Below are 24,925 nucleotides of genomic sequence, written 5' to 3'. Positions count from 1 at the left end.
TTTTCTTTTCTATGGAAAAATTACTTATGGCAAAATACTGTGATGCCAACAGTATTCTATTGGTAAATGGTATGGGGCATTTACGTAAGCTATATTGTCCATTCAGGATAAGATGCATTAGTAACGCCGGTACATTTAAACAAGGGATGTATCTCTGGGTAGAGGAGGTAGCCACAAACTCAAAAGATGAACTATTCTACTGGATATTAGGTAAGCCCTACCTATACACACATTTTGAAATCAAAGCCAACTTCTAATGTATCACAGGATTATGCTGTATTTTCTTTACTGCAATTCTTTTAGTCAGTCACTCAACTAGCATATACCACTGACTGACTGCAGGTTTCTTTTGAGACGGTTTTGTCTGTGATACTCTAATTTGCAAAACCACTGAAAAGAAATTCACTTTAACAACATGGTTGTTAACATTTGTTAATAACTTGACCCCTTTCTTACCCGTTTGCTAAATTTATTAGCTTATATTTGTCAATATTTGACAAGTCAACTCAAGTAAAGTGACAAAACTCGGTGAACGTATAAGGCAACTTCGTGAGGAAAACAATTTCCTTCAAAAGCACATAGCAGCTCAGTTGGATGTAGACACACCTATGCTTAGCAAAATCGAGCGAGGAGAAAGAAGAGCAAAGAAGGAGCAAGTTTTGGTTCTTGCTTCTATTTTGAATGTTCCCCAAGCGGATTTGTTGACGCTCTGGCTAGCTGACCAAGTCTATGAGATAGTGAAAGATGAAGATGTTGCTTTAAAGGCTATTCAAGTTGCGGAGGATGAAGTAAAATTTAAGCAAAAGAAGAAGTAAATAAATGGCATATTTAATTGCGAAATCTAAAGCGGAAAGCTTTGAACAATTGAAGGGATTAATTGCATCTTTCGACAAGGAATATTCTGTTTTAAAATCTGCACAATATTCAGAAGCGCAGCTACGTATAGATTTTTTAAATCCACTACTTAAAACCTTTGGGTGGGATGTTGATAACGAAGAATCAAAAACGCAATTCCTTCGAAACGTTATACAGGAGGAAAGCATTGATGTAGAAGAAGACGATACTATAACAAAAAAGAATCCGGATTATACTTTGCGTGTACAGGGTACAAGAAAATTGTTTGTTGAGGCGAAAAAAGTTTCTATTGAAATTGAGAAATCGTCAAAGACTTCATTTCAGACCAGAAGATATGGCTGGAATGCTAATTTGGGAATCTCGATACTCACAAACTTTGAACGTTTAATAGTTTATGATTGTAGGCATAAGCCTCAATCTATGGATGACCCTAAAATAGCCCGGTACAAGAACTTTCATTATACTGAATTTCTTAATGAGTTCGAAACGATTTATCAACTATTCTCCTTTCAGTCTGTATCATCAGGATACCTAGATGACTACTTTTCAGTTACTGAAAACGATACAATAACCTTTGATGACTTTTTTTTAAAGCAAATCGAGGGATGGAGAACGCGCTTGGCAGCAGATGTTATTTTAAATAATATAGACTTTAGTGAGGAAGATATTAATTTCTTAATTCAGCGTCTATTAAATCGCATAGTATTCTTGCGAATTTGTGAGGACAGAGAAATAGAAAAATACGAGACACTCAAAGCAATAAAGACTTACGATGAATTGAAAGACCTGTTCATTCAATCTGATAAGAAGTATAATTCTGGATTGTTTGATTTTATCGAAGACAATTTTACTTTAAAAATTGTCCTTAATTCAAATACACTTATATCAATTTTCAATGAGTTGTATTATCCAGAAAGTCCTTATGACTTTGCTGTTGTTGACCCCACAATACTTAGTCAGATATATGAAAGATACCTCGGGAGTAAAATAACTATTGTAAGCCCAACTGAAATATCTATAGTAGAAGAGCCAGAAGTTGCTGCTTCCAGCGGCGTTGTACCAACGCCAAAACTCGTCGTTGAGAACATAGTAAAGGAAACATTGAACGTTTTGTTTGACGGCAAAAATTTGGAACAAATTGAGCAGCTAAAAATTGCAGATATATGTTGTGGTTCCGGAACTTTCTTGATTTCAGTTTATGACTATTTATTAGAAACATTTACTCTTGCTTTTTTAGATGCAGGTATTACAGACAACGAAGTGATTTATCAAACAGCCTCCGGTTCTTTTAATTTGACTTTAAAGGCAAAGCATACATTCTTATTAAACAACATCTTTGGTGTCGATATTAACCCTTATGCAGTAGAGGTTACAAAGTTCAGTTTGTTACTGAAATTAATTGAACATGAAAATGCAGCTTCAGTTAATTATTACTTAACTAAGTATCAGCAAAAGGTCTTGCCAAGTCTTAGCGAGAACATTAAAAACGGCAATTCATTAGTCGATGATACATATTTCAAGTTTGATAAAGGTGCTATTGCCGATGATGAAAAACTATTTAAAATCAAGCCTTTTAATTGGCTCAGTGAATTTCCTTTTCTGAAAGAAACAAAAGGCTTTGATGCTATAGTCGGTAATCCACCGTATGTGCGTATTCAAAATATGGTAAAATATTTAAGGGAGGAGATAAAGTATTATCAGGATAAAAGTTCGGGCTACATAGTTGCACAAGAAGAGACATTCGATAAATACTATCTTTTTATTCAAAGGGCTATAGAACTTTTAAATACAAATGGTGTTTTAGGTTATATTGTTCCTAATAAGTTTTTCATTGTTAAAGGCGGGAAAACTCTTCGTTCATATATTACAACAAACGGTTCACTGAATAGAATTGTACATTTTGGGGTTAGTCAAGTCTTTCCCAATAGGAGTACTTACACTGCCGTTTTGCTTTTGGATAAGAAGCAAAGAGATGTATTTGGTTTCAAAAGAGTTAGGAAAATAGTTACAGAATTTGTAGCTGGTCAAATCGGTTATGCAGAATATAATAATGCAGATTACACGGATAAGCCTTGGATTTTTGTTTCAAAAGAGACAGAGGAAGTCTTTTCCAAAATAAAATCACAAAATGTAATCGCATTAAAGAACATCGCTGAAATACCAGTAGGACTGCAAACAAGTGCTGATAAAATATACATTATAGAGCCAGAGTCTGAAACAGATTCAACCTATAAATTTACCAAGCTCAAAGTTCAATATGAAGTAGAGAAAGCGATTTGCAAACCCTGTATTTATGATTTAACTTTTGGTCTTTTTGATACAGTGAAGCCGAATGCACAAATGATATTTCCCTACAACATAGTAGATGATAAAGCTGAAGTTCTGTCTGAACAAATATTTCAATCAGAGTTTCCTTTGGCTTGGGAATACCTCAACAAGTTTAAAGACCTGTTGTCAAAACGTAGTATAAACGGTTCTAAGGAACCCAAATGGTATCAGTTTGGAAGGTCACAAAGTCTAACTAAGTTCCATAATGCTCCAAAGCTTATTTGGTCGGTGTTATCTACCAAGCCCGGATATGCTTATGACCAAATGAATATACAGTTTACCGGTGGCGGAAATGGTCCATACTATTCTTTAATAAGCAGCTCTCAGTATTCACCACTTTACATTTTGGGTATTCTTTGTCATCCGGTTTTTGAGGCTATGGTGAAAGCAGGTGCAAGTGAGTTCCAAGGGGCATATTACTCTCATGGCAAACAATTCATAGAGAATATACCAATAAAGGAGATTGACTTTGGGAAGAAAGATGAAAAACAGAAACATGATGAGATTGCAAAAACAGTGCAGCAGCTAATTGCTTCAAAAGCATCTTACAAAAGTGTTTATATAGATGCTAAAAAAGCTGTTTTAAAGAGAAAACATGATTATTTATTTGGTAGTCTTGTAGAGCAAGTAAATGCTCTTTATTGTATTACCGAAGCAGATGTAACAACAGTAATGAACGATGAAATGTTTATTGCTGAAATAAACGAAGAATAGAAAATGGAAGCAACAATTGATAAAAGCATAGCTCAAAAGTTACGAGGCGGTTATTATACACCCAAAGCTATTACTGAATTTATTTGTAAGTGGGCAATAACCATACCAACACAAAAGGTATTGGAGCCAAGCTGTGGTGATGGTAACTTTGTAGAATCAGCTATCAAAAGATTTCTTGACTTAGGAGTTGAAGAGAAAAACCTCTTTGGCTTAGTTAAAGGAATAGAGTTAATAGAAGAGGAAGCTATAAAGTCAAAACAGAGAGCTGCAATTTTTGGATTGAATTCGACTACTATTATTAATTCTGACTTTTTCAATTATTTATTAAGTTATGCAGAGGAAAAATATGATGTTGTTGTAGGCAATCCACCTTTTATACGGTATCAAAATTTTCCCGAAGAACATAGGTCGAAAGCTTTTGAGATGATGGAATCTCTCGGATTGAAGCCTAATAAGCTTACAAACATTTGGGTGCCTTTTCTTGTTTTGTCTGCTAATTCGCTAAATGAGAATGGTAAACTTGGAATGGTGATTCCTGCGGAACTTTTTCAGGTTAAATATGCTGCTGAAACAAGAATTTTCCTGTCTAACTTTTTTGATAGAATCACAATTGTGACCTTTAAAAAACTGGTGTTTGATGATATTCAACAAGAGGTAGTTTTACTTTTATGTGAAAAGGGAGTTGCAGAAAGGCAAGGAATACGCGTTGTTGAGCTGAATACACTAAACGATTTACAAACATTAGAAATTACTGAGATTCATAATACCGAAGTAAAAACTTTAGAGCATAATTCAGAGAAATGGACTAAATACTTTCTTGATGAACCTGAAATTCAATTGTTAAGAAGGATTAAGGCTGATACTAGGATTAGTACCTGTGGAGAAGTAATGGATGTAGATGTAGGTATAGTTACTGGTCGAAATGAATTTTTCATGATGAGCAAAGAAGATGTTGAAAAATGGAAATTACAGCCTTATACTCAAAAAGTGGTTAGCAAATCTAACCATTTGCGAGGAGTGGTTTTTAACGACAATGATTTCCAAACTAATTCTGAGGCTCAGCATGATGGGTATCTTTTCATACCCCCCAATGAAGATTTTGATAAGTTGCCACAAGCTTGTAAAGAATATATTAAGTATGGTGAAGGATTGGAGTATAATACGGGTTATAAATGCAGAATACGTAAACGTTGGTATATCACACCCTCACTTTGGTCACCAGATGCTTTTGCACTTCGACAAGTAGCGGATTATCCAAAAATAATCATCAATAAAGCAGGCTCTTCATCTACCGACACGATTCACCGTGTTAGATTAAGAGCAGGAATAGAACCAGAAATTGTTGCAGCTTCGTTCTTAAACTCACTTTCGTTTGCTTTTTCAGAGATATTAGGTAGGAGCTATGGCGGAGGCGTGCTAACTTTTGAACCTACTGAAATTGAAGAAATACCATTACCATTATTAGTTTATGATAGTATTGATTTTAGGCAGATAGATTTACTTATAAGAGAAAAAAGAATTATTGAAGTTTTGGACATTGTTGATAAGGAGCTATTAATAAAACAATTAGGGCTTTCTGATGTTGAAGTGAGAATGTTACGAGGTATTTGGCAAAAACTCAGTAATAGGAGATTGAATAGAAAATAAGAAAGTACCTAAATAAAATGGAATAATCTATATAATAATGTGTATAGGTTGTTCCATTTTTCAATTAAATAAATACATGATGGATATATCTACAATAGCTTTAGCTACCGGCAAAAAGTTGGTTTTTGGGTATCTTCAAAAAAGGGGTGACAGCTATATTAAGAACTTTTTTGGAAATGTAACCAAATTTGAACAAGAGTTAAGTGGTGTTATAAACGAAAGTTTAACACAGTATCAGAGTGTCCATAAAATAAATGAAAAAGATAACAGGATAGCTTTCTATATTTCACAAGCATTTGTTGAAGAACTTCTGCATTTTTCATTTTTTAATGAATTTGACGTTAATGCATTGCAAAGATTATTGCTTGATAAGCAGCATATAATACCACCAACTATAGAGGAGTTAAACGATTTTTTTGACTTATTCAGAAGCAATTTATCGAAACATAAGAATCTTAAGAAATTAGAAATAGAGTTTACTTATAAGGACAAAATTTTCCAAATATATGAGCAGCTAAACCAATTGACGAGTTCTTTGAGTAGGACTGTTCTTCAAATTGACGATTCTTTAAAAGGAGAGTATATCAGGCAGCTTAAAGAAATAAAAGATGACATAAAATCTTTTAAACATAAAACTGCTCTTCGAAGACTTGAATCATTGGAAGCAAGCATTAAGGATAATGGGAAGATGACAGATGAAATACAATGTAAAGTTTATTTTCTAAAAGGATTATGTTGGGAAGACTTAGATGATGAAGCTAATACTCAAAAAGATTACTATATTAAAGCCTATAAATACAACAAAGGAGATTTAGATTACACATTAAGAGCTGCTATTGAATATCTCAACAATGGCGATATTGATAAATCAAATGAATTAGCCACAATTATAATTGATAAAGATGACTATAACCCTAATGCATGGTTTATTAAGTTCAAACTTACTGAGGGAGATTTTTTACATAAAATAAGTACTATTCCGAAGAAAGTTTTAGAAGATAAAGTGTTTATAATACTTATTTATCATTTATATATTTCACTGAAAGATTTTGATGTAGTATTTAAACTTCAGAATGAATATTTAAAGGATAATATAGTCATGCCTCTTATTCCAGATAATCTTTCTTATCAAAATAAACATTATTGGAGTTTAATAGCAGCGATAAATTTAAATCTTTACCATCAAGAGAATTCTTCCCATCCATTCGATTTTGATGATGAAGTTCTAAATAATAAAAGAGTGCAGTATCTGAAAGAGCTATTAAAAATCTTTGAAGCTACTTTCAGAGAGAGCGAGATTAAGGAAAAGTACAAGCTTTATTTTTATTATAATAGCTATTTCACTGCTTTATCGGATTCAAGTTCGGACTTGTACGAATTAGAAAGAGATTTCTCTGTACTTAAGAACCCGGTAGTAGGAAATATAATGTGCCTAATTCAAATACTTATTCAAAAAAATGAATTAGATAAGGCTTTATACTACATTTCAAGTTTTTCACCTACTGAGACTGAGAACAATTCAGGTTTAAAAGAGCTAATCAGCTGTATTCTACATAAGATAAAAGGAAATAAAGACCTAGCTTTAATAAATCTTAAAGGTTATGTAGATTGTTTTAATATAATAGATGCAACTGTATTATTTAATCTTTTGAATAATGTTGAAGATGTTTTTATTAAAATAGAAGATGTTTCATCATTCAAAAAGTACATTTCTAATTCTAAACAGTTCTCTAATCTTTATTTATCTCAAATTTTCGACTTCTTTATTAATGCACTGCTTGGAGAGGATGGTGAATGTAATTCAAGATTTAATCAAATCCTTTCGATTAAAGAAAATACTATTAAGCCAGCAAAATCTTTTGATTTTTTCATTGCTAGAGCACTTTATAAATACCGCCTTTTAGGTGAATGTATTTCATTTCTGAAAAGCTATGTAAATACAACGGTCCCAAGTAAAGATTTGTATTTATATATATGGTGTTTAATTGAATATAAGGAAGCTGATAAAGTTGAGCTTATTAAAATATTGAAATGGTGGCGCATAAATGTTAGTTTAAAAATAGATTTTTTAAAAACAGAAATCTATTACAGACAATATATTGAGGATTGGACAGAAATTGAAAAAATTGCGGAACTCGGATATAAAATATTCCCTAACAATAAAGAATTTCTATCTCTACTTTTGTTGGCCTTAAATAGGCAGGATAAAAAACAATTATTACATGAATTAAGTAATACAGTTAAAGGAGTATTATTTGATAATGAATTTGATGCAATTAATAGTTCAAATATCTATGCGCAGAGTGGCTTATTTGAAATTGCATTAGATATATTATATAAGTGTGCTTCTAAAAATGAAAATAAACGTGCAAGACAGGCTTTTATATCCAATACAACTCATTTTCCAGAAACTTTATTTGAAGACTTTCCAGAGGTTGTAAGTGGTTCATTTGTGTTGTACGAAATTGAAGGAATCGAAAGAATAATTGAAATAAATAAAAAAGAGTCAAACAGCATTTTGGTTGACTCTTTTTTAGGCAAAAAAGTTAATGATGAAGTTTTTTTGAAAGAGTCAATAGGATTTTCATTTAAAAAAGCAATCATAAAAAAGGTGATGAATAAATACTCTGCTCTTTTCAATATAATAATTAGAGAAGCAGAGAATCCTACATCTGATTTGCAATTGAAAAAGTTTTCTTTAGAAGGTGACAATTTTAAAGATTTTGAAAAACAGTTAATTGAAGCTTTCGGTGCTCAGGGGAGCATGATGGAACAATTTATAAATGAACAGCTTAAATCTTATTACAATGGAACTCTTTCATTTACAGAAATAACTGCTTCTGTGTTTAAGGGAAACTTTATTGACGCTTATAACTTTTTTACTTCAGCAAATTCGAGTGAAGGATTTATTACATTACCAGCTACATTCAATATTAATCATGAAGTGTCTACAAATGGAAAGTATATATTAGATGCTTCCTCTATCATATTATTTTCAAAGGTCTTTACCGAGTTAAACATAAAATATTCAGAAAAGTTTTATGTTTCTCCTTTTGTAATTGATTATTTTAAGAGTCAGATTGTTGAGGTAAGGTTAGCAAAAGAAGCTAAGCTTTCGTTGAAAATTACAGTTGAAGGTGTTCAGCCTCAATTTTATCCTGATAACTACAATGAAAAGAGATTAGAACATCTAAATGATATACTAAATTGGATAAATAATTATTGTCTTCCTTTGATTATCGATAAAAGAGTTTCCTTCCATTCCTTTTTGGCAAGGGAAAAAGGTGATAATGAGGTTTTGAAATCTCTTGTCGACTCCTTAGTTGGTCTGGAAGATGAATACTATTTAATAACAAGTGACTTTTTCTGCGTAAGAAATTTTGCTCAGTTTACTAAAAGAATTTTGTCTCCACAGTCTTTTATTTCAAATCTAGCACCGGAAAAAATAGAAAGTATTTCAGAATTTTTACTAACCCAAAGGTATATTGGTATAAGTCTAAATGAAAAACTAGTTTTTGAAGAGTTTAAAAAGAATAAGAAAGGGCAAACAAACTTTTATAGCTATGCTTTACTTAATTTAAATCCCTACTTTAACCCTAGTCCAGAGGTTTTTGGTGTCACAATAAGGTTAATCAAATTATTGTATCTCAATTCATTATCGACCGATGAGGAGCTTGGGATAACTATTCAAAGAATTTTACTATCAATGCTGAGTGGAATTATTCATAATGAGAAGCTCATAAGATTGATTCGTATTATAATATATCGTGAATTTAATTTAATGGGAACTGCATTATTTATTGTGATGAATGAATATGAAAGAGCAGTTGAAATATTAAAGGGCAATTAAAGAGTATCTATCACTTTTTTGCTTTTAAATTCTTATCTTATTCAAGTTTTATATCCTATTTGTTGCCCAATAGTCTAAAACCAATTAATATTTAATAACAATTGCTCGGCACTTTAAATTAAGAAGTTATCTCAGATTTATAGGCCTTAATTAGTTGATTAGGTTTCAAAAAGGGTATCAAAATGAACTCATATCAATATAACTTATTGGTTTTCATAACCCGAAGGTCGGCAGTTCAAGTCTGCTCCTCGCTACGCTTTAAAGCTCTGGATGAAAGTTCGGGGCTTTTTTGTTTCTTGCCCCATTTGAAAAGCTTCCTTTGCCAGTTATCTTTAATGTACGGTATGGTTTATACAGTGTACATTCTATATCCCCCAAGTTGTGGCAAGATTTACATAGGTTTTACTTGATCCAAATCTTATTGAACGATTCAAGAGCCTTAATGAGTTGGGAAAAAAGGGATGAACTATCGTTTATATTAAAGATAAACTCGCTCAATCGATGCCGATAGTAAGGGAAAGTTACTATATTTATTAAGATTTGTTTGAATGACTGAGCCCCGGCTAACAGTAGCATCAACATAAAATAATTGTTTTATGAAGAACGACAACACAAACAAAGACGCGCTTGCAGAATTGCCCGAAATAAGCAGGAAGGAGCTTATTCGCAGGGCTAAAAAATTCTCTAATAAGTTTTGCGTAACCGAAGGAAAGGGCTTCAAGCTGAAAGATTATGACCCTGATGACGATGGCGGTTTGGGACCGGAAGACAAGCCCCTTGTCAAACAGGCTCTTGAGCTGGGAGTGGATGCACTGGCGACGTTGCAGGATATCTTGTACGCTCAGGATAAATGGTCGATACTACTGATATTCCAGGCCATGGACGCCGCCGGAAAGGATGGCGCCATCAAGCATGTAATGTCGGGCATCAACCCACAGGGCTGCCAGGTAAGTTCTTTTAAAACACCTTCGTCAGAAGACCTCGACCATGATTACCTATGGCGCTGTCAGAAACATTTACCCGAACGTGGGCGCATTGGCATTTTCAACCGTTCTTATTATGAAGAAGTACTGGTGGTACGTGTGCACCAGGAATTGCTAGCCAGGCAAAAGCTTCCCCAAAAACTGGTGACAAAAAATATTTGGCAGGAACGCCTTGACGACATCTGTAATTTTGAAAAATACCTGAACCATAACGGAACAATGGTTTGTAAATTTTTCCTGAATGTGTCAGCCAAAGAACAAAAAAAGCGTTTTCTCGAACGGATCGATAACCCCGATAAAAATTGGAAGTTTTCTGCTGCTGATGCAAAAGAAAGAAAGTACAGGAAGCAGTATATGGAAGCCTATGAAGACCTGATCAGGAACACAGCCACAGAAGATGCTCCCTGGTATGTAGTTCCTGCCGACAATAAAGGCTTTGCAAGAGTGGTAGTGGCATCAGCAATTATCAATACGCTTGACTCTTTAGATCTTGAATATCCCAAAGTGAGTGATGAAAAATTGGCAGAGCTGGCCGGAATAAAAAAAGAGCTGCTGGACGAAAAATGAGCAATGCGGCCGGCAGTTCAAGTCTGCACCTCGCTACTAAGAGAGCTCTGGACGCGTAGTTCAGAGCTTTTTTATGCCCCTACGTCAAGGGCATACTGGGTAAAAGTCAGGCCTGTAAAGGGTTTCCTCAGACAGCCTCGGTACTGCTAGCCACATCGGTTGATGGCAAGCCGTTACCATCAGGAGAAGGGCCTTTCAGGATAGTTGCACCTCAAGATAAAAAACACGCGCGATGGGTTAGAGAAGTAGCATCCATCAAGGTTTTATTGTCAAAAGATTAAGGAACGTATGTTCCCACATTAAACATGATCAATACAACGTTTCGCCTATTTCTTCTGAACCGACAATATACCGAGTAAGTAAATTCCCGATGATCGGTCTAAACTACAGAAGTCAACGATACATTTCAGTTACAATCCAAATCGGTATTGAAGTCCGCCAATAAACTGATTCCGTGATCCCAGAAATCCATACTCACCTCTGATCATCCAATGCTTATTGATTTGATATTGGGCGCCCACCGTAAAGTTCCATTTATCTTTCGGCCGTTTATCCATAGAATAGCTGATTGTACTTTCTTCTATATGGGTTGCAGCTTCATCTAACCCAGTCAGTAATTTTCCTGCTGCATCGAAAACTCGATTCGCCGCTGTATAACGCGCTTTGTTAGCTGGATTGCGCTTTTCAGATTCGGAAAGGTTATTCCACCACATCTCCACTTCAGTATAACGTTGATCCAATGCGTCGAGTCCTTGATCAACCTTTGCCTGGAAGGTTTCGGTGTCGACTACTTCATCCAGTTTGAAAACGCCTTCCGTACCTGAGTTTAAACTTAATCTGAATGCCCCTACCCAGAAGTTAAGGTTACGTGCAGGATTTTTAAAACGAAATGATTTACCAAAACGAGGGCCCATCACGAACGCAAAAGCCGGACTTGATAATGTGGGGATATCGGTCCAGGTAAAATTCATATCCCAAGCCATCCATCCTCCGCCTACTCCAATGGTGGGCGTAATGCCAAACCCCACCGATGTAGCTTTATTAGCAGAATTGACTTGAAATTCAACCACCTGTTCAAAATTGCCAGTGGAATCCGGTAAAAAAATTCCAACGGAAGTGGTAGTGGAGGGATTGGATTGAGCTAAAATACCGTAGAAGTTCAAAAAGGGTAAAATCCATAAATCTGGACGAATATTGACTGCATGTAATTTTGTGATGGTATTATACAAACGGGCAAACTCGCTTACATCAACTAACTCACCGTCGTTAATTGCGGCATGAAGATTATCGATTACTACTTCCGACTCTTGCCAAACATACTGTGTGCTGATGCCTGCCGAGAGCGGTAGCGTATAACCCGCCTTGTGAGCCTTTTCACCCCAGATCGGTAGCACATAGGGATATTCCGAATTCTTAAGGCTATCAATTAAATCAATGTTTTTTTTTCCCACCTCTTTATTCGAATACACCTGGCCAAATCCATGGATGGAAATGAAAATCAGAATAACCAGAACTTGTTTCATAATGAATAAAATAATTCATTAGTTAAAAAAGCAAATAAGGTTATTAAAAATTCTATTAGATTTTGTAAATCTAATAGATAAAGTCGTAAGCTTCCCATGAGTAGCTATTGTTCCCTAAAGTTAAAAATTCCTAATTTTAGATCCTTCGTTTTTTAGCGAAGCATATGAAGTGACCAGTAATGTTGGAGCAAACTTTGATTTTACAGTTTAGATAAAACTGAAGAATTGAAGTGTATAGTGGACTAACAATTATCGTAGAGACTATTCATCCAATGAAGCACTGCAAAATAAATTTAGTCATTGTTTTATTAATCCTCTCCTGGAATGCCGGGGCTCAACCGTTAACGAAGGATCTACGCGATGCTTTAGGGGGAAGTAAAAAGTCCCGCGACACCTCCAAAGTTGAAGTAGTAACTGGAAAAAATTATGTCACCCTTCTCCCTGTAATAGCTTACGGACCCGCTAATGGATTTGCGCTGGGTGCTTCCGTTAGCCTGAGTCGTTTATTTGATGGCGGCCTTACAAATCTTTCCTCAGCGTTGATGAATGCTCAGTTCACTACGAAAAAACAAATAATGGTCAACATCCGAACAAAAGTATTTTTGGATCAAAATAAATGGAACCTGCAAGGCGATTGGCGATTTCTGATATTTACACAACCTACCTATGGCCTGGGATTGCGTTCCAGCGAAAATACCCAAAATGATTTTACAGTCAACGATGTGGGCACCAGTAAACATCCACTGGCAGAAGATATGAACTTTAACTATCTACGATTCTATGAGGATGTTTCACGTAAACTGGGCCAAACACCTTTTTACCTGGGCCTGGGTATTGCCATAGATTACCATTTTGCGATTGACGACCTTGAACTAAACCTGTCTGCCGACTCCAGCAACCGGTATGAGACCCAACACTATCAATACTCCACCGGACGAAATTTCAACACCGAAAACTACGTGACCAATGGAATAAAATTTATCGCAATAGCTGACACGCGTGATCACATAATTAATACCTACAAGGGTTATTTGTTGTCACTGTCAGCGCGTATCAATCCAGCGCTTTTTAAAAACTCACAGGCCAGTACCTTTCTTACCTATGATGCCCGTTATTTCTTGCGTCTTAGCAGGGAAAAATTCAGGAAGATTTTGGCCTTTTGGAGCACTGGAAATTTTACTACTTCAGGTAACATTCCTTACCTGGCCTTGCCAGCCATCGGGTGGGATGCCTATAACCGTTCCGGCAGGGGTTATGTTCAAGGTCGCATACGAGGAATTAATTTATTATACAATGAGATGGAATACCGGTTCCCCGTTTCACGTAGCGGATTTTTTAGTGGTGTAGCCTTTATCAATGCCACCCAGGCCAGCAGCGATTCACAAAAACTATTTGATGGTGTAGCATTGGGCACCGGCATAGGATTGCGAATGCTGATGGACAAACGCACCCGTGTTAATGTCACTTTAGACGTTGGATATGGAATGGATGGGAGTTGGGGAATATATCTCTACCTTCAAGAAACTTTTTAATACTATCATCACGCATTATAGCTGCTATTATTAATGTACCGTATGGTTTATACAATGTACATTCTATATTCTCCAAATTTTAGCAAGATTTACATAGGTTTTACTTCCAATCTTATTGAACGATTTAAGAGCCATAATCAATTAGGGAAAAAGGGATGGACCATAAAGTTTCGGCCATGGACAGTTATTTATTGCGAGCATTTTGAAATAAAAAGTAAGGCAATGGAAAGAGAGGCTTTTCTAAAAAGCGGAAAAGGAAGGGAATGGATACACAAGAAAATTACAGCTGATTACATGCAAACAGGTTTTATTTCCAAGTGAAGTAAATAGGTACAGTTCTATAAGTAATTAGGTAGCTCAACTGGTTAGAGCATCGAATTCATATCCGCCTGAGGCGGTCGGCAGTTCAAGTCTGCTCCTAGCAGAACGAAGGGTATTTTGAAAGATCACAGCAATTCTGTAGAAACCTTACGCCCCGCTGCGCAAAACTCCTTTTACACCAATATGATGGATAGCCTGTTCCAGAATCCGTTCAACACCTGGCATTTTCAGGCAGGGTCTCCCCTGAGAAGGATATTGACAAGGTTATAGAAATAGCGAAAAAAGCTAGAATTAAACTTAAAATAGCAGCTAAAATTGATAACGCGGGAAAAGAATATTTTGACAAGGAAATGGCTCATTTATTGAATCACATTTTGATTGAGTGCATGAGAGAGATAAGAGAAAAAGATAAAGATGAATTTTTAAATGATTGCTTATAAACGTGGATAAGTACCTGAAGTAATAGATAATGGGAAAACAAGATTTATTGTGAATGCTTTAGACGAGTATGATTTTTCAAAACTAAAATGAGCAATAAAATAATGGCTCAACAACAAGAAAAAATAGTTAAAATAAAAGATCAATATTATATCGCAGCGGAATCTACTTATGCAGATGACCGAGTAAAGATATTAAACCATGCAGACACATTTGGAATATTTGACCGCTGGGGAGATATACAACCTATTGGGCTTCATGTGCAAGGGATCTATTATGAAGATACCCGTTATTTATCAGCTTTTGAATTACTAATTAACGGGCAAAGACCTCTTCTGTTAAGCTCCACCTTAAAAGAGGAAAATGAGATACTTAGTGCCGACCTTGCTAATCCTGACATATGGAAAAATGATGAGATAATTATCCCCAAAGGTGAGATTTATATCTTTCGTAGTAAGTTCATCATGCAAGGCAGATGCTATGAAAAAATAAAATTGGTTAATCATGGAACTGAGTTGAGGGATATAGAAATTTCTTTTACCCTGGAAAATGACTTTAAAGACATCTTTGAAGTACGCGGAGTGAAAAGACCCAGGAAAGGAGAAATTAAAGCACCTAAATTTGAGCATGGGCACATTGTGACATTAAGCTACACCGGCTTGGATAATATTATCAGGAATACTGAAATTAACTTTTCTCCTAATCCCGATAGCTTTAACAATAATGAAGTGATTTATAAAATCAAGTTAGGGTATGTTTTCCTGATTGATATTTCTTTCAATTTTATTAAAGAAAAAGAAACCGGTAAACCGTTGTCCTTTAATGAAGCCTTCAATGAATTTACTCCGGAATTAAAGGGACTTAATGAGCGAATAGCGGATATATCTACTTCCAATGCGGAATTTAATCATTGGGTAAGGCGTTCCAGAGCAGACCTGGTCTCTTTAACTGCAAGAACCCCTCACGGAAATTATTTTTATGCGGGAGTACCATGGTACAATACTGCTTTTGGAAGAGACGGAATCATTACCGCTTATGAAACGCTATGGGCAGCTCCAATTTTTGCCAAAGATGTTTTGCTTTACCTGGTTAAGACACAGGCAAAAGAAAATGAACCCTATAAAGATGCCGAACCGGGAAAAATTTTCCATGAAACCCGTAAAGGGGAAATGGCTGAGATAGGAGAAGTACCTTTTAAGTTGTATTATGGAACAGTAGATGCTACTCCTCTCTTTATTATGTTAGCATGGGCTTACTACCAAAGAACCGCTGACCTGGAAACAATTAAAAATATCTGGCCCAATATTCTGGCGGCTTTAGGTTGGATTGAAAAATATGGCGATATTGACGGGGATGGTTTTGTGGAATATATTCATAAAACAGCAAGTGGACTCACCAATCAAGGCTGGAAAGATTCTATTGATTCGGTCTCTCATGATAATGGTAATCTGGCTATCCCTCCTATTGCTTTATGTGAAGTGCAAGGGTATGTTTACGATGCAAAGAAAAGTGCTGCAAAATTGGCTGAAGCCCTGGGATATAAAGAATTAGGGGAAAAGTTGATAAAGGACGCAGAATCGCTGAAGGAAAATTTCAATAAAACTTTTTGGGATGAAGATCTGGGCACTTTTGTACTGGCATTGGATGGGAACAAGAGACCCTGCCGGGTTAATTCTTCTAACGCAGGACAATGCTTATTTACCGGTATTGTTGATGAAAAATATGCCGGGAAATTGGCAGAAGCGCTCTTAAGTGAAGAAATGTTTACCGGATGGGGTATCAGAACTTTAGGAAGAAATTCGTTTCGGTATAATCCCATGTCTTACCACAATGGTTCTGTTTGGCCGCATGATACTGCATTAATTGCCTATGGCTTATCCAGGTATGGTTATCAGGAAGAAGCTTTAAAAATTTTACAAGGATTATTTGATGCTTCCTTATTTATTGATTTACAGCGCTTGCCGGAATTGTTTTGTGGTTTTGAAAGAAGGCAGGGCGAAGGCCCCACTGCTTATCCGGTGGCATGTTCTCCACAAGCCTGGTCGGTAGCGGCCGTATATCTCTTATTAAAAACTTGTTTACGGCTGGAAATTGATGCCACAAAAAAAGAAATGTATTTCCATCATCCCATCATGCCTGCTTTTTTAGATACTATTTCAATTAATAATTTAGTTATTGGTGATACCAGAATAATGATAGATTTGAACAGGTATAAAAATGATGTGGGCATTAATGTACTGGAGAAAGAGGATCCTGAATGGAAAGTAGTGATTTATAAGTAATACAGTAAAAACTTTCAAATCAATCCATAATCACCAATCTCCAACTCTTCTTCCGGCTTATGCAATTGTATTTTTCCAATCCCAGGGAATGGTCTATCCCCGTTCCAATGCAAGTGTATAATTGCAGCGGCCCCTAATGCAGAAGCCCTGCTTATTATAGAAGTGTATACTTTTAATTTAGGATAGCGACTTGCAATTAATTTAATAAACAGTGAATTATCACAAAATCCACCCGAAATAAACAGCTTTTTTACCTTCGTTTTGCCCATAGCTAAATTTAAAGAAATCGCTTGCAGCGCCATCAGGTCGAGGTTCAATTGATGGTACGCTTCTTCATAGTTTTCGAACAACTCCAATTTCACCTTCCTTCGTGGGAGTTGGGGCAGAAAACCCGCGACGTTCACGCTTTCAGGGATGAACTGCTTCTCCGGATTATTTTCCCTGACAAGCTTTTGAATGAGGCTTTTGTCAAACTTTACCTGTTGGTGATAATTCCCATTTTTATTAAAATGAGCAGCTATTTTCTTTACCTGGTAATTATGCTCATAACCGAGATGTATGCGGGAAGCTTTAACAGGCTTTCCCAGGAAGTTCAGGTAATAGTGGCAACCCCGTTTCAAATCTTCTGCAGTGAGTAATTCTTCACTGAAGGGATTAAAAGCTATATTCCAGGTGTTTGTGGAAAGTAATAAAAAGGGCTCTTTAACATTGAGAAGATAAGGTACCAGGGAAGCGGAGCTATCGTGGATACCAATCCCTGCCACCAGTTTTTTATTTCCTGAAATCAAATCAACATCAGAATTGGAGGGCGCAATGGGGGGGAACAAGGCATCAATCCCCTCTTCAACAACCCAGTGATGATACTGGTTTTCCTTATAATTCCAGAGGGCTGTATGGCAACCAATGCTAGTAATTTCCGAAAATCGCCTGCCTGTGATTAAATAACTGCAATATTGAGGAAAATGTAAGGAGCGTTTTATCCTTTTAAAAAAATAAGGCTTATGGTGCTTTAACCAATAAAGTTGTAAACCGGAATTGGCCATACCCATCGGGGGAGAAGCGGTTTGCAAGGCTATGGTTTCTTTACTGCCATATTTTTTATAAAACTGATCCAATAAGTCTTCCGGATAAGGCTTTAAATTGAAGTACAAAGGGGTTACAGGAATTCCTGAGTCATCTAAATGCACAAAACTTGCCCCGTAGGTGGTGAAATTGATTGCATGAACATTAAAATCGGGGTTTTGCAAGGTTTCCTCGAAGGTATTTTTGATCCAAGTGGTAAGCTGATGCAAATCTTCACAGTCATACCCATCGTCATCAGTAGTTTTAACGACTTGGTATTTCTTGGCAAATACTACTTGGTAATCCCTGTCAAATAGCAAAAATTTCATATCCATTCTAACCAGGTCAAATACAGCTATTACTTCCCTGCTCATAACAATTAATTTTCTTTGATGATTTTGTAATAACGGTAATTACGCTCTTCAAAAAATAAAAGAAAACATCAATTAATTCTGTACTCTTACTTACTTAAATATAATAAGAATACAATTATTACTACTTTGACAATTTTAAATGGGGAATATGACAAATTGTACCGGGGTAGCTTAACCACAAACTCTGCATATTCTCCTTCCATTTTATCCACCTACAGGGCCTTTGGGGACATCATTAGTTCTTATGAGCTGGGATAATTGAACTTTTTAAATATAGATTTCACTTCAGCGGTGGCCTCTTTTGAAGTAATCTTCCCGCTGTTGATATCACCTTTTGCCCATCCCTGCCAGATAAGCTTATTTGTCTTTGCATCAAACATATTTACCGTAAGTTCACCTTCTTTGAATGGCACATTGTAGGCATGGTAACCTAATAAGACTGAAGGATACCAGATGGTATATATTTGCCTTCGGCCATACACATAATGAGGGAAAGGGGAAGAATAAACCGGCTCGGTCTCCCGTGTCATACCTCTCTTAACAACTACTGTATAATCAAGCAAAACATCCGCGTTGCTATCTGTTTCAATCCATCCCTTTTTCTCTAATTCTTCGCTCACAGAATTTTTGATGTTATTGTCAATGATATCATTATTTGCTCTGTCCGCCTTTTTTTCGTTTCCTGGATTTGCCCAGGCAAATGTTTGGTATTTTGAAAAGTCAATACCAGCTGCTTTTTCGGTATGACTGGCCACACTACAACTGGTAACTCCCACTCCTGCAACCAGGATAACCAACATTGGCTTAATTAGTGAATGTTTCATAGTTCTACTATTTATAGTTGATTAAAGAGATAGGAAATAAGTAATAAATACTTTACATCTTTTTAAAGAAACGCACATTTCCATTCGTATTTACCTGGAGGATGATTGTTTGGTTATCTTTTTTAAGGACTACAAAATAATTGTCCTCATCGTCAAATTGACTACCGTATAAATACATATCATTTTCATTGAACTGATTATCATCAAAGAAAATAACATCGTCTTTATTGTATCTTCTGTATTTTTTATTGATGTAATGCTGAGCGCTGGGCGGAAGATCACTGAATTTTTTATGCATAGTGGTTCCTACCAATTGTGCATCAAAATCGTAATAAGCGATCATTCTTTGTCCATCTTTGGTGAATGTTGCTTCATCAAAATATGTCGACCTTGTCCAGGTAGTCCCGGGCATATCTCCAAAATCCCTGTAAAAAGCCTGTTTGGCCTGATAACTTACTTCATTCCCTTCCAAATTCTTTAGCTCCTTTTTATCCCCCTTAATTTCATTCTTGATCACCTTCTCCTCTCCATGTAGTTTTTTCAAGTCATTTTTCACTACCATATCAGATTGGGCATTAACGGCTGCATTCATCACCACAGTCGTTGCAAATAGAAAGAGGATCTTTTTCATTGTTTTAGATTTTTGATTGTTTTAAAAGTTTTTGATCAAGCGAATCTATATTTCATTAAAGCCTGTTTCAAAATACCAATCGGTAACGGGGCAAGATCAATCGGCAATCAGGCATTTATCATTCATACCGCAGTGCCTCAATGGGATCAAGTCTTGAGGCCTTTTGCGCCGGGTAATACCCAAAGAATACACCTGTAGCAACACATACCAAAAACGATAGCCAAACCGAAGAAGGCGCTACCAGTGTAGGCCATTTAAGCAGGGCGTTGACGAGCCAGGAACTGAACATGCCAAGCCCAATCCCAATAATGCCACCGGTAACACTAATGAGAATGGATTCTACCAGAAATTGCAGAAGAATATCTCTCCCCATTGCACCAATAGACATGCGCAAACCAATCTCCTTGGTTCTTTCCGTTACTGAAACATACATGATGTTCATGATGCCGATACCGCCAACAAGCAGCGAAATGGCAGCAATGGCAGCCAACAATACAGTTAGCAATTGGCTGGTAGCACTAAAGGTCTGAATGAGCTCAGCCTGTGTCCGTACCGTAAAGTCATCTTCATCCTGCGACTTTAATTTGTGAGATGCACGCAAAACGTAAGCTATTTCTTTTGAAGCCTGGTTTGTACTGTTTTCATCCAGGGCTGAAGCAAAGATGTTTTGGAAATATTGTGAGCCGGTGATGCGCTCTTGTACTGTTGTATAGGGAGTCAAAATGATGTCATCCTGATCCTGGCCAAAAGCGTTTTCGCCTTTTTGTGTCAACACGCCAATCACCCGGAATGGAATTTTATTGAACCGTATCACTTGTCCTAATGGATCTTGTTCGTTGGAAAAAAGGTTATCTACAACAGTTTGCCCCAGCATACAGACTTTAGCAGCAGTAGTAAGGTCAGAAGCACTAAATGAAACACCTTCTTTAAGTGGCCAGTTACGAATGGCAAGGTACTCTCCACCCACACCTTGTATAGTCGTAGGCCAGTTGCTGTTGCCAAAAATGGCCTGCCCCCTTGCTGATGACGCCGGAGAAATATACCGGAGGTTGCGTGCCTTTTTTTTCAGAGCATCTACATCCTGCTGTGTAAGCGTTTGCACATTGGAAAAATCAAGCCTTGCTCCAGCGGTTATATTGCTGTTAGGCCGGATGGTGATCATGTTGGAGCCCATGTTGGAAAGCTGGTCCTGTATGCTCTTTTTCGATCCCTGGCCAATTGCGATCATGGCAATAACAGCACCCACACCAATGATGATGCCCAACATAGTGAGAAAGGCCCGTACTTTGTTTCGTTCCAGGGCTTTGAATGCAATACGCAAAAGGTTCAAGGTATTCATAACAAATCAATACTCGTTCGTTACTGGCATGGCAGTCAACATGTCTTTGGCAGACCGGACTTGTTGGTTCATTACATCTTTTAGAATCTGCCCATCACGCAGCATTATGGTGCGCCGACTGAAAGCAGCTATATCCTGCTCATGGGTAACAAAGATGATTGTCTTGCCCTGATGATTGAGTTCTTGCAGCAATGCCATAATCTCATATGAAGTTCTGGTATCAAGATTGCCGGTTGCCTCATCCGCTAAAATCACAATGGGATCATTTACCAAGGCCCTGGCAATGGCCACCCTTTGTTGCTGTCCGCCGGAAAGCTGGTTGGGATAATGATACATCCGGCTTTCCAGCTTCACGGCCTGCAGGGCTTTTTCTGCTCTTTCTTTTCTTGCTCTTGCAGAGACAGCTGCATTGTAATACAACGGTAACTGCACATTTTCCAGGGCGTTTGTGCGAGGAAGAAGATTATAAGCCTGAAATATGAAGCCGATCTTTTTATTGCGTATTACGGACAGCTCATTGCGGTTTAACAATCTTACATTGATCCCATCAAGAAAATATGTTCCCCCGGATGGCTTATCCAAACAACCAAGTATATTCAGCAAAGTGGTTTTTCCTGAACCACTGCTGCCCATGATGGTAAGGAATTCACCTTCTTCAACGTCAAACGAAATTCCTTGCAAAGCTCTTACGGTTTCATCTCCCATGATAAATTCCCGTTTCAGATCGTCGATCTGTACTATTTTCTTTTTCATCTCTTGACTTTTATTTTTTACCGCCCATTACGGCTACTTCTTGTTGGTATAAACGGACTTCTTTCTTCGGTACTTGCCTTGCCAGGACCCTTATTTGCATTGATACTTGTCACTACCAGGTCATCTGGACTTAGGCCTTTAATAACTGCTTCCTGAACATCATTGGAAAGGCCTGTTATGATCTGCTTTTGTACCAGCGTATCACCCTTTTTTACCCACACCCTGGCCTGGTTACTGATCATAGAGAAATGATTGCCAGCCTTCATACCGCTCTTATTATTGGCAGACCTTTGTTGATGCGCTCCTGGCATCAGTGGCCTAATCATGAATTGCTTCGATAATGACATGCCCGGTACGAACTGAGTAGCTATTTGTGGTATCAAGAGCACATTGTCCTGCTCCTGGGTGACGATATCGATATTGGCAGTCATACCTGGTTTGAGCTTAAGGTTAGCATTATCAGCTTCAATGATGGTGGTATAGGTAACCACATTTGCAGTTACTGAAGGTTCCAACCTAATCTCTTCCACTGTACCGTAGAAAATCTCATCAGGATAAGCATCAACTGTAAATTTTACCCTTTGTCCTTTTTGTACCATACCAATGTCGGCTTCGTCAACCGACGCTCTTACCTGCATATGGGTGAGATCGTTGGCAATGCTAAACAAGGTGGGTGTATTGAAACTGGCTGCAACCGTTTGCCCAACGCTAATATTTCGCGTTAAAACCGTTCCATCGATAGGGGAATAAATACGGGTAAAGGAGAGGCTTTTCTGCGCTGCTCTCAATTGGGACAGAATGCTGTTGACATTATCCTGGGCTGCACGGTACTGGTAAGTAGCTGTTTCTATTTCAGCCTTACTAATGGCGCCAGCATTATATAATTGCTGTTGCCGGTTATAGTTGGCCGCTTGGTATGCAAAGTTAGCTTTTGCCTGTTGCAGGTTCGCCTCGATCTGGTGCTCCTGGGCCAAAAATAGCACTGGATCTAATTCGGCCAGCAATTGTCCTTTTTTCACCACCGAATTAAAATCTACAAAAATATTCTTGATAGTTCCTGACACCTGCGCGCCTATAGCTACGGTATCCACAGGTTGTAAAGTACCGGTGGCTGTTACTGTTTTCGAAAGGCTTCCAAATGAAGGTTTTTCAGTGAGCAGCTCAACAAGGTTTCTCTTCTCTTTAAAGTTGATTATCCACGAAAGAGCTGCAAGGGCAATCATTGAAATAATTACAATTATCAGCGTTTGTTTTTTCATAATAAATGTTTATAGTTCAATAGGATCACCTTTGTAAAAACGATACACTTGAACAGCGATCTGCGCATTGTACTTTGCCTGCAGGTATAATTGCATAGCTTGCACATACAGGTTCTTTTGTACTAAGAAGTCAATAGCCGTAATGGCACCAAGCCGCAATTGTTCCTGTGAAATGCTGAAGGATTGCTCGTTAGCGTCCAGTTGCTTTTGTGCCGCATCCAACAGGGCCTGAGTATTAAGACTATTGATATAAGCCTGTTCAACCTGCTGTGACAATATTGTTTGTGTATTGCGCAGGTCCACATCGGACTGTTCACTGGCAATTTGTGCTTTGGCTATATTGGTTTTTACGGATCGGTTATTGAATAAGGCAAAAGAAAGTGTTAATCCAGTCCTTCCATATATGTTATGATCAATCTGGCTACCGTAATCTTTTGGCAAGTTGTTGCTGTAGTTTGAAGCAAGACTGCTGTTTAGTATGAGCAGTGGTTTACGGGCTGCTACCTCTTTCAACAACTGATAATGCGCAGCCTTCCTGGCTATTTCACTGCTTTTAATTTCCGGTCGCTGTTTTAATGCTGCGTTCTCTGCATCAGTCAAAGAGGTATGATCGGCGATGACATGCAGTGTATCAGGCATCTCGATCTGAAAGTCAGCGTTAGCAGGCAGTTGCAACAACTGTTTGAGGTTGAAAATAGCTTGCCGTTCGGTATTGGTCGCATTCACCAGCCCGTATTGATCACTGGACAGTTGCGATTGTAACTGGGCCAGCTCAGTTTTAGCAATGGAACCAGCCTTGAACTTCACTGTTGCTTCCTGGGTTTGTGCCTGCGCTGTTTGCACCAGGTTAGTGAAATAAGTAACATTTTCTTTTGCCAGTATAATTTGAAGGTAAGCCTGTGTAATTTGCAGGATGATGTTGTTTTCGGTTGCAAGAACGTCTTGCTGCGCTGCTTTTACCTGCAGGTCTTTCTGCCGGATGTCATTGTTTAGGTAATTGCCATTGTACAAGGTGAAGGCTGAATTGAGCAGATAGGAGCCGCTAAAGCTGCTGTTGGATGTGCCGGCAGAAAAATTATTTGCATTGCTGTTGCCAAGTGCTTGCGTAGCAGTAGCAACAAGGTTGGGATATTTCGCAGCCTTTGATAACAATAAATCCTGTTCAATAGCTTGTTCGTTAAGTCTACTGCTGGTTACCTGGAGGTTGTTTTGCCTGGCATAGGCGATGCATCGTGTCAGGCTCCACACACTGTCGGCATCATTGGTTTGCTGAGCATAAAGATCACTGGTTGCAAAAACGATTGATAACTTTATTACTATAATTACAATTAAACGAACTTCTCGTAACAAACAGGATCTCATACTGAAGATAATTTATAGGTTATTGCCGACCTGTCTTTTCCCATATCCTGATGAAAGTTTTTATTTAGATCCCCTTTCATGAAGCGAATCTATATTTCAGTAAAGCCTGTTTCAAAATACCAATCGGCAAGGGGGCAAAATCAATCGCCGATAAGATGCGACCAACATCTTTACTTTTCTTACAGTGTAGAGTATTCCTTCAACCTGAAATATATTCGGCAGTAAGCATATGGTTACCGATCAATTATTCCTTCCTCACCCGGCTACAGGTTTTGCCTATT

17 protein-coding genes and 1 tRNA gene are annotated in these 24,925 nt (G+C 37.4%); 10 read left to right on the top strand and 8 right to left on the bottom strand.

The annotated features are described in order from the left end of the window. Positions 1-26: 26 nt before the first annotated feature. From OCK74_RS21855 to OCK74_RS21830, 6 genes are all read left to right on the top strand, one after another. On the top strand, positions 27-257 hold the full coding sequence (locus tag OCK74_RS21855) for a hypothetical protein (protein ID WP_279299221.1): 231 nt from the start codon (positions 27-29) through the stop codon (positions 255-257). Between the two features lie 258 nt (positions 258-515). After that, on the top strand, positions 516-815 hold the full coding sequence (locus tag OCK74_RS21850) for a helix-turn-helix domain-containing protein (RefSeq protein ID WP_279299220.1): 300 nt from the start codon (positions 516-518) through the stop codon (positions 813-815). 4 nt (positions 816-819) lie between these two features. Next, positions 820-3,897 (top strand): Eco57I restriction-modification methylase domain-containing protein, encoded by a 3,078-nt coding sequence (locus tag OCK74_RS21845; protein ID WP_279299219.1) that lies wholly within the window; start codon positions 820-822, stop codon positions 3,895-3,897. Between the two features lie 3 nt (positions 3,898-3,900). Further along, on the top strand, positions 3,901-5,544 hold the full coding sequence (locus OCK74_RS21840) for an N-6 DNA methylase (protein WP_279299218.1): 1,644 nt from the start codon (positions 3,901-3,903) through the stop codon (positions 5,542-5,544). A gap of 76 nt (positions 5,545-5,620) precedes the next feature. After that, a complete protein-coding gene (locus tag OCK74_RS21835) occupies positions 5,621-9,394 on the top strand; it encodes a hypothetical protein (protein ID WP_279299217.1) in 3,774 nt (1,257 codons plus the stop codon). Positions 9,395-9,990: 596 nt separating this feature from the next. Further along, complete coding sequence (locus tag OCK74_RS21830) at positions 9,991-10,944, top strand: polyphosphate kinase 2 family protein (protein WP_279299216.1); 954 nt, start codon at positions 9,991-9,993, stop codon at positions 10,942-10,944. Between the two features lie 410 nt (positions 10,945-11,354). Here OCK74_RS21830 and OCK74_RS21825 read toward each other — a convergent pair whose 3' ends face one another. Beyond that, positions 11,355-12,467: a hypothetical protein gene (locus OCK74_RS21825; protein ID WP_279299215.1), complete on the bottom strand. Its 1,113-nt coding sequence runs from the start codon at positions 12,465-12,467 to the stop codon at positions 11,355-11,357. Positions 12,468-12,739: 272 nt separating this feature from the next. On the opposite strand from OCK74_RS21825, the gene OCK74_RS21820 reads away from it, so the two are divergent. The 4 genes from OCK74_RS21820 (at position 12,740) to OCK74_RS21805 (ending at position 17,040) form a co-directional block, all read left to right on the top strand. Continuing rightward, a complete protein-coding gene (locus OCK74_RS21820; protein ID WP_279299214.1) occupies positions 12,740-13,999 on the top strand; it encodes a BamA/TamA family outer membrane protein in 1,260 nt (419 codons plus the stop codon). Between the two features lie 33 nt (positions 14,000-14,032). After that, a complete protein-coding gene (locus tag OCK74_RS21815) occupies positions 14,033-14,320 on the top strand; it encodes a GIY-YIG nuclease family protein (protein WP_341483215.1) in 288 nt (95 codons plus the stop codon). Between the two features lie 25 nt (positions 14,321-14,345). Then, a tRNA-OTHER gene (locus tag OCK74_RS21810) sits at positions 14,346-14,421 on the top strand. A 426-nt stretch (positions 14,422-14,847) separates the two neighbouring features. After that, a complete protein-coding gene (locus OCK74_RS21805; RefSeq protein WP_279299213.1) occupies positions 14,848-17,040 on the top strand; it encodes an amylo-alpha-1,6-glucosidase in 2,193 nt (730 codons plus the stop codon). A 14-nt stretch (positions 17,041-17,054) separates the two neighbouring features. On the opposite strand, the gene OCK74_RS21800 is transcribed toward OCK74_RS21805, so the two are convergent. The 7 genes from OCK74_RS21800 to OCK74_RS21770 form a co-directional block, all read right to left on the bottom strand. Beyond that, positions 17,055-18,476: an FGGY-family carbohydrate kinase gene (locus OCK74_RS21800; protein WP_279299212.1), complete on the bottom strand. Its 1,422-nt coding sequence runs from the start codon at positions 18,474-18,476 to the stop codon at positions 17,055-17,057. Between the two features lie 242 nt (positions 18,477-18,718). After that, complete coding sequence (locus tag OCK74_RS21795) at positions 18,719-19,300, bottom strand: DUF4136 domain-containing protein (protein ID WP_279299211.1); 582 nt, start codon at positions 19,298-19,300, stop codon at positions 18,719-18,721. Between the two features lie 52 nt (positions 19,301-19,352). After that, a complete protein-coding gene (locus OCK74_RS21790; protein WP_279299210.1) occupies positions 19,353-19,931 on the bottom strand; it encodes a hypothetical protein in 579 nt (192 codons plus the stop codon). A gap of 118 nt (positions 19,932-20,049) precedes the next feature. Further along, positions 20,050-21,270 carry an ABC transporter permease gene (locus OCK74_RS21785; protein WP_279299209.1) on the bottom strand — a complete coding sequence of 407 codons (1,221 nt, stop codon included), beginning with the start codon at positions 21,268-21,270 and terminating at the stop codon, positions 20,050-20,052. Positions 21,271-21,276: 6 nt separating this feature from the next. Further along, the gene (locus OCK74_RS21780) at positions 21,277-22,023 is read right to left on the bottom strand and encodes an ABC transporter ATP-binding protein (RefSeq protein WP_279299208.1); all 747 of its coding nucleotides are present in this window, start codon (positions 22,021-22,023) and stop codon (positions 21,277-21,279) included. A 17-nt stretch (positions 22,024-22,040) separates the two neighbouring features. After that, positions 22,041-23,282, bottom strand: coding sequence for an efflux RND transporter periplasmic adaptor subunit (locus OCK74_RS21775; RefSeq protein ID WP_279299207.1), 1,242 nt, complete (start codon positions 23,280-23,282; stop codon positions 22,041-22,043). Between the two features lie 9 nt (positions 23,283-23,291). Further along, positions 23,292-24,644 (bottom strand): TolC family protein, encoded by a 1,353-nt coding sequence (locus OCK74_RS21770; protein ID WP_279299206.1) that lies wholly within the window; start codon positions 24,642-24,644, stop codon positions 23,292-23,294. Positions 24,645-24,925 lie beyond the last annotated feature (281 nt).

The sequence above is a fragment of the Paraflavisolibacter caeni genome, assembly GCF_025628885.1.
Lineage (GTDB): Bacteria > Bacteroidota > Bacteroidia > Chitinophagales > Chitinophagaceae > Flavisolibacter > Flavisolibacter caeni.
Note: the sequence above shows the minus strand (reverse complement) of the source record. Positions and strands in the feature narration are given on the sequence as shown.

Bases quoted from the DNA above. Each gene is read 5' to 3' on its own strand.
- OCK74_RS21855 (WP_279299221.1), top strand. From the start codon at position 27: ATGGCAAAATACTGTGATGCCAACAGTATTCTATTGGTAAATGGTATG.
- OCK74_RS21845 (WP_279299219.1), top strand. From the start codon at position 820: ATGGCATATTTAATTGCGAAATCTAAAGCGGAAAGCTTTGAACAATTG.
- OCK74_RS21840 (WP_279299218.1), top strand. From the start codon at position 3,901: ATGGAAGCAACAATTGATAAAAGCATAGCTCAAAAGTTACGAGGCGGT.
- OCK74_RS21835 (WP_279299217.1), top strand. From the start codon at position 5,621: ATGATGGATATATCTACAATAGCTTTAGCTACCGGCAAAAAGTTGGTT.
- OCK74_RS21830 (WP_279299216.1), top strand. From the start codon at position 9,991: ATGAAGAACGACAACACAAACAAAGACGCGCTTGCAGAATTGCCCGAA.
- OCK74_RS21825 (WP_279299215.1), bottom strand. From the start codon at position 12,467: ATGAAACAAGTTCTGGTTATTCTGATTTTCATTTCCATCCATGGATTT.
- OCK74_RS21820 (WP_279299214.1), top strand. From the start codon at position 12,740: ATGAAGCACTGCAAAATAAATTTAGTCATTGTTTTATTAATCCTCTCC.
- OCK74_RS21815 (WP_341483215.1), top strand. From the start codon at position 14,033: ATGTACCGTATGGTTTATACAATGTACATTCTATATTCTCCAAATTTT.
- OCK74_RS21805 (WP_279299213.1), top strand. From the start codon at position 14,848: ATGAGCAATAAAATAATGGCTCAACAACAAGAAAAAATAGTTAAAATA.
- OCK74_RS21800 (WP_279299212.1), bottom strand. From the start codon at position 18,476: ATGAGCAGGGAAGTAATAGCTGTATTTGACCTGGTTAGAATGGATATG.
- OCK74_RS21795 (WP_279299211.1), bottom strand. From the start codon at position 19,300: ATGAAACATTCACTAATTAAGCCAATGTTGGTTATCCTGGTTGCAGGA.
- OCK74_RS21790 (WP_279299210.1), bottom strand. From the start codon at position 19,931: ATGAAAAAGATCCTCTTTCTATTTGCAACGACTGTGGTGATGAATGCA.
- OCK74_RS21785 (WP_279299209.1), bottom strand. From the start codon at position 21,270: ATGAATACCTTGAACCTTTTGCGTATTGCATTCAAAGCCCTGGAACGA.
- OCK74_RS21780 (WP_279299208.1), bottom strand. From the start codon at position 22,023: ATGAAAAAGAAAATAGTACAGATCGACGATCTGAAACGGGAATTTATC.
- OCK74_RS21775 (WP_279299207.1), bottom strand. From the start codon at position 23,282: ATGAAAAAACAAACGCTGATAATTGTAATTATTTCAATGATTGCCCTT.
- OCK74_RS21770 (WP_279299206.1), bottom strand. From the start codon at position 24,644: ATGAGATCCTGTTTGTTACGAGAAGTTCGTTTAATTGTAATTATAGTA.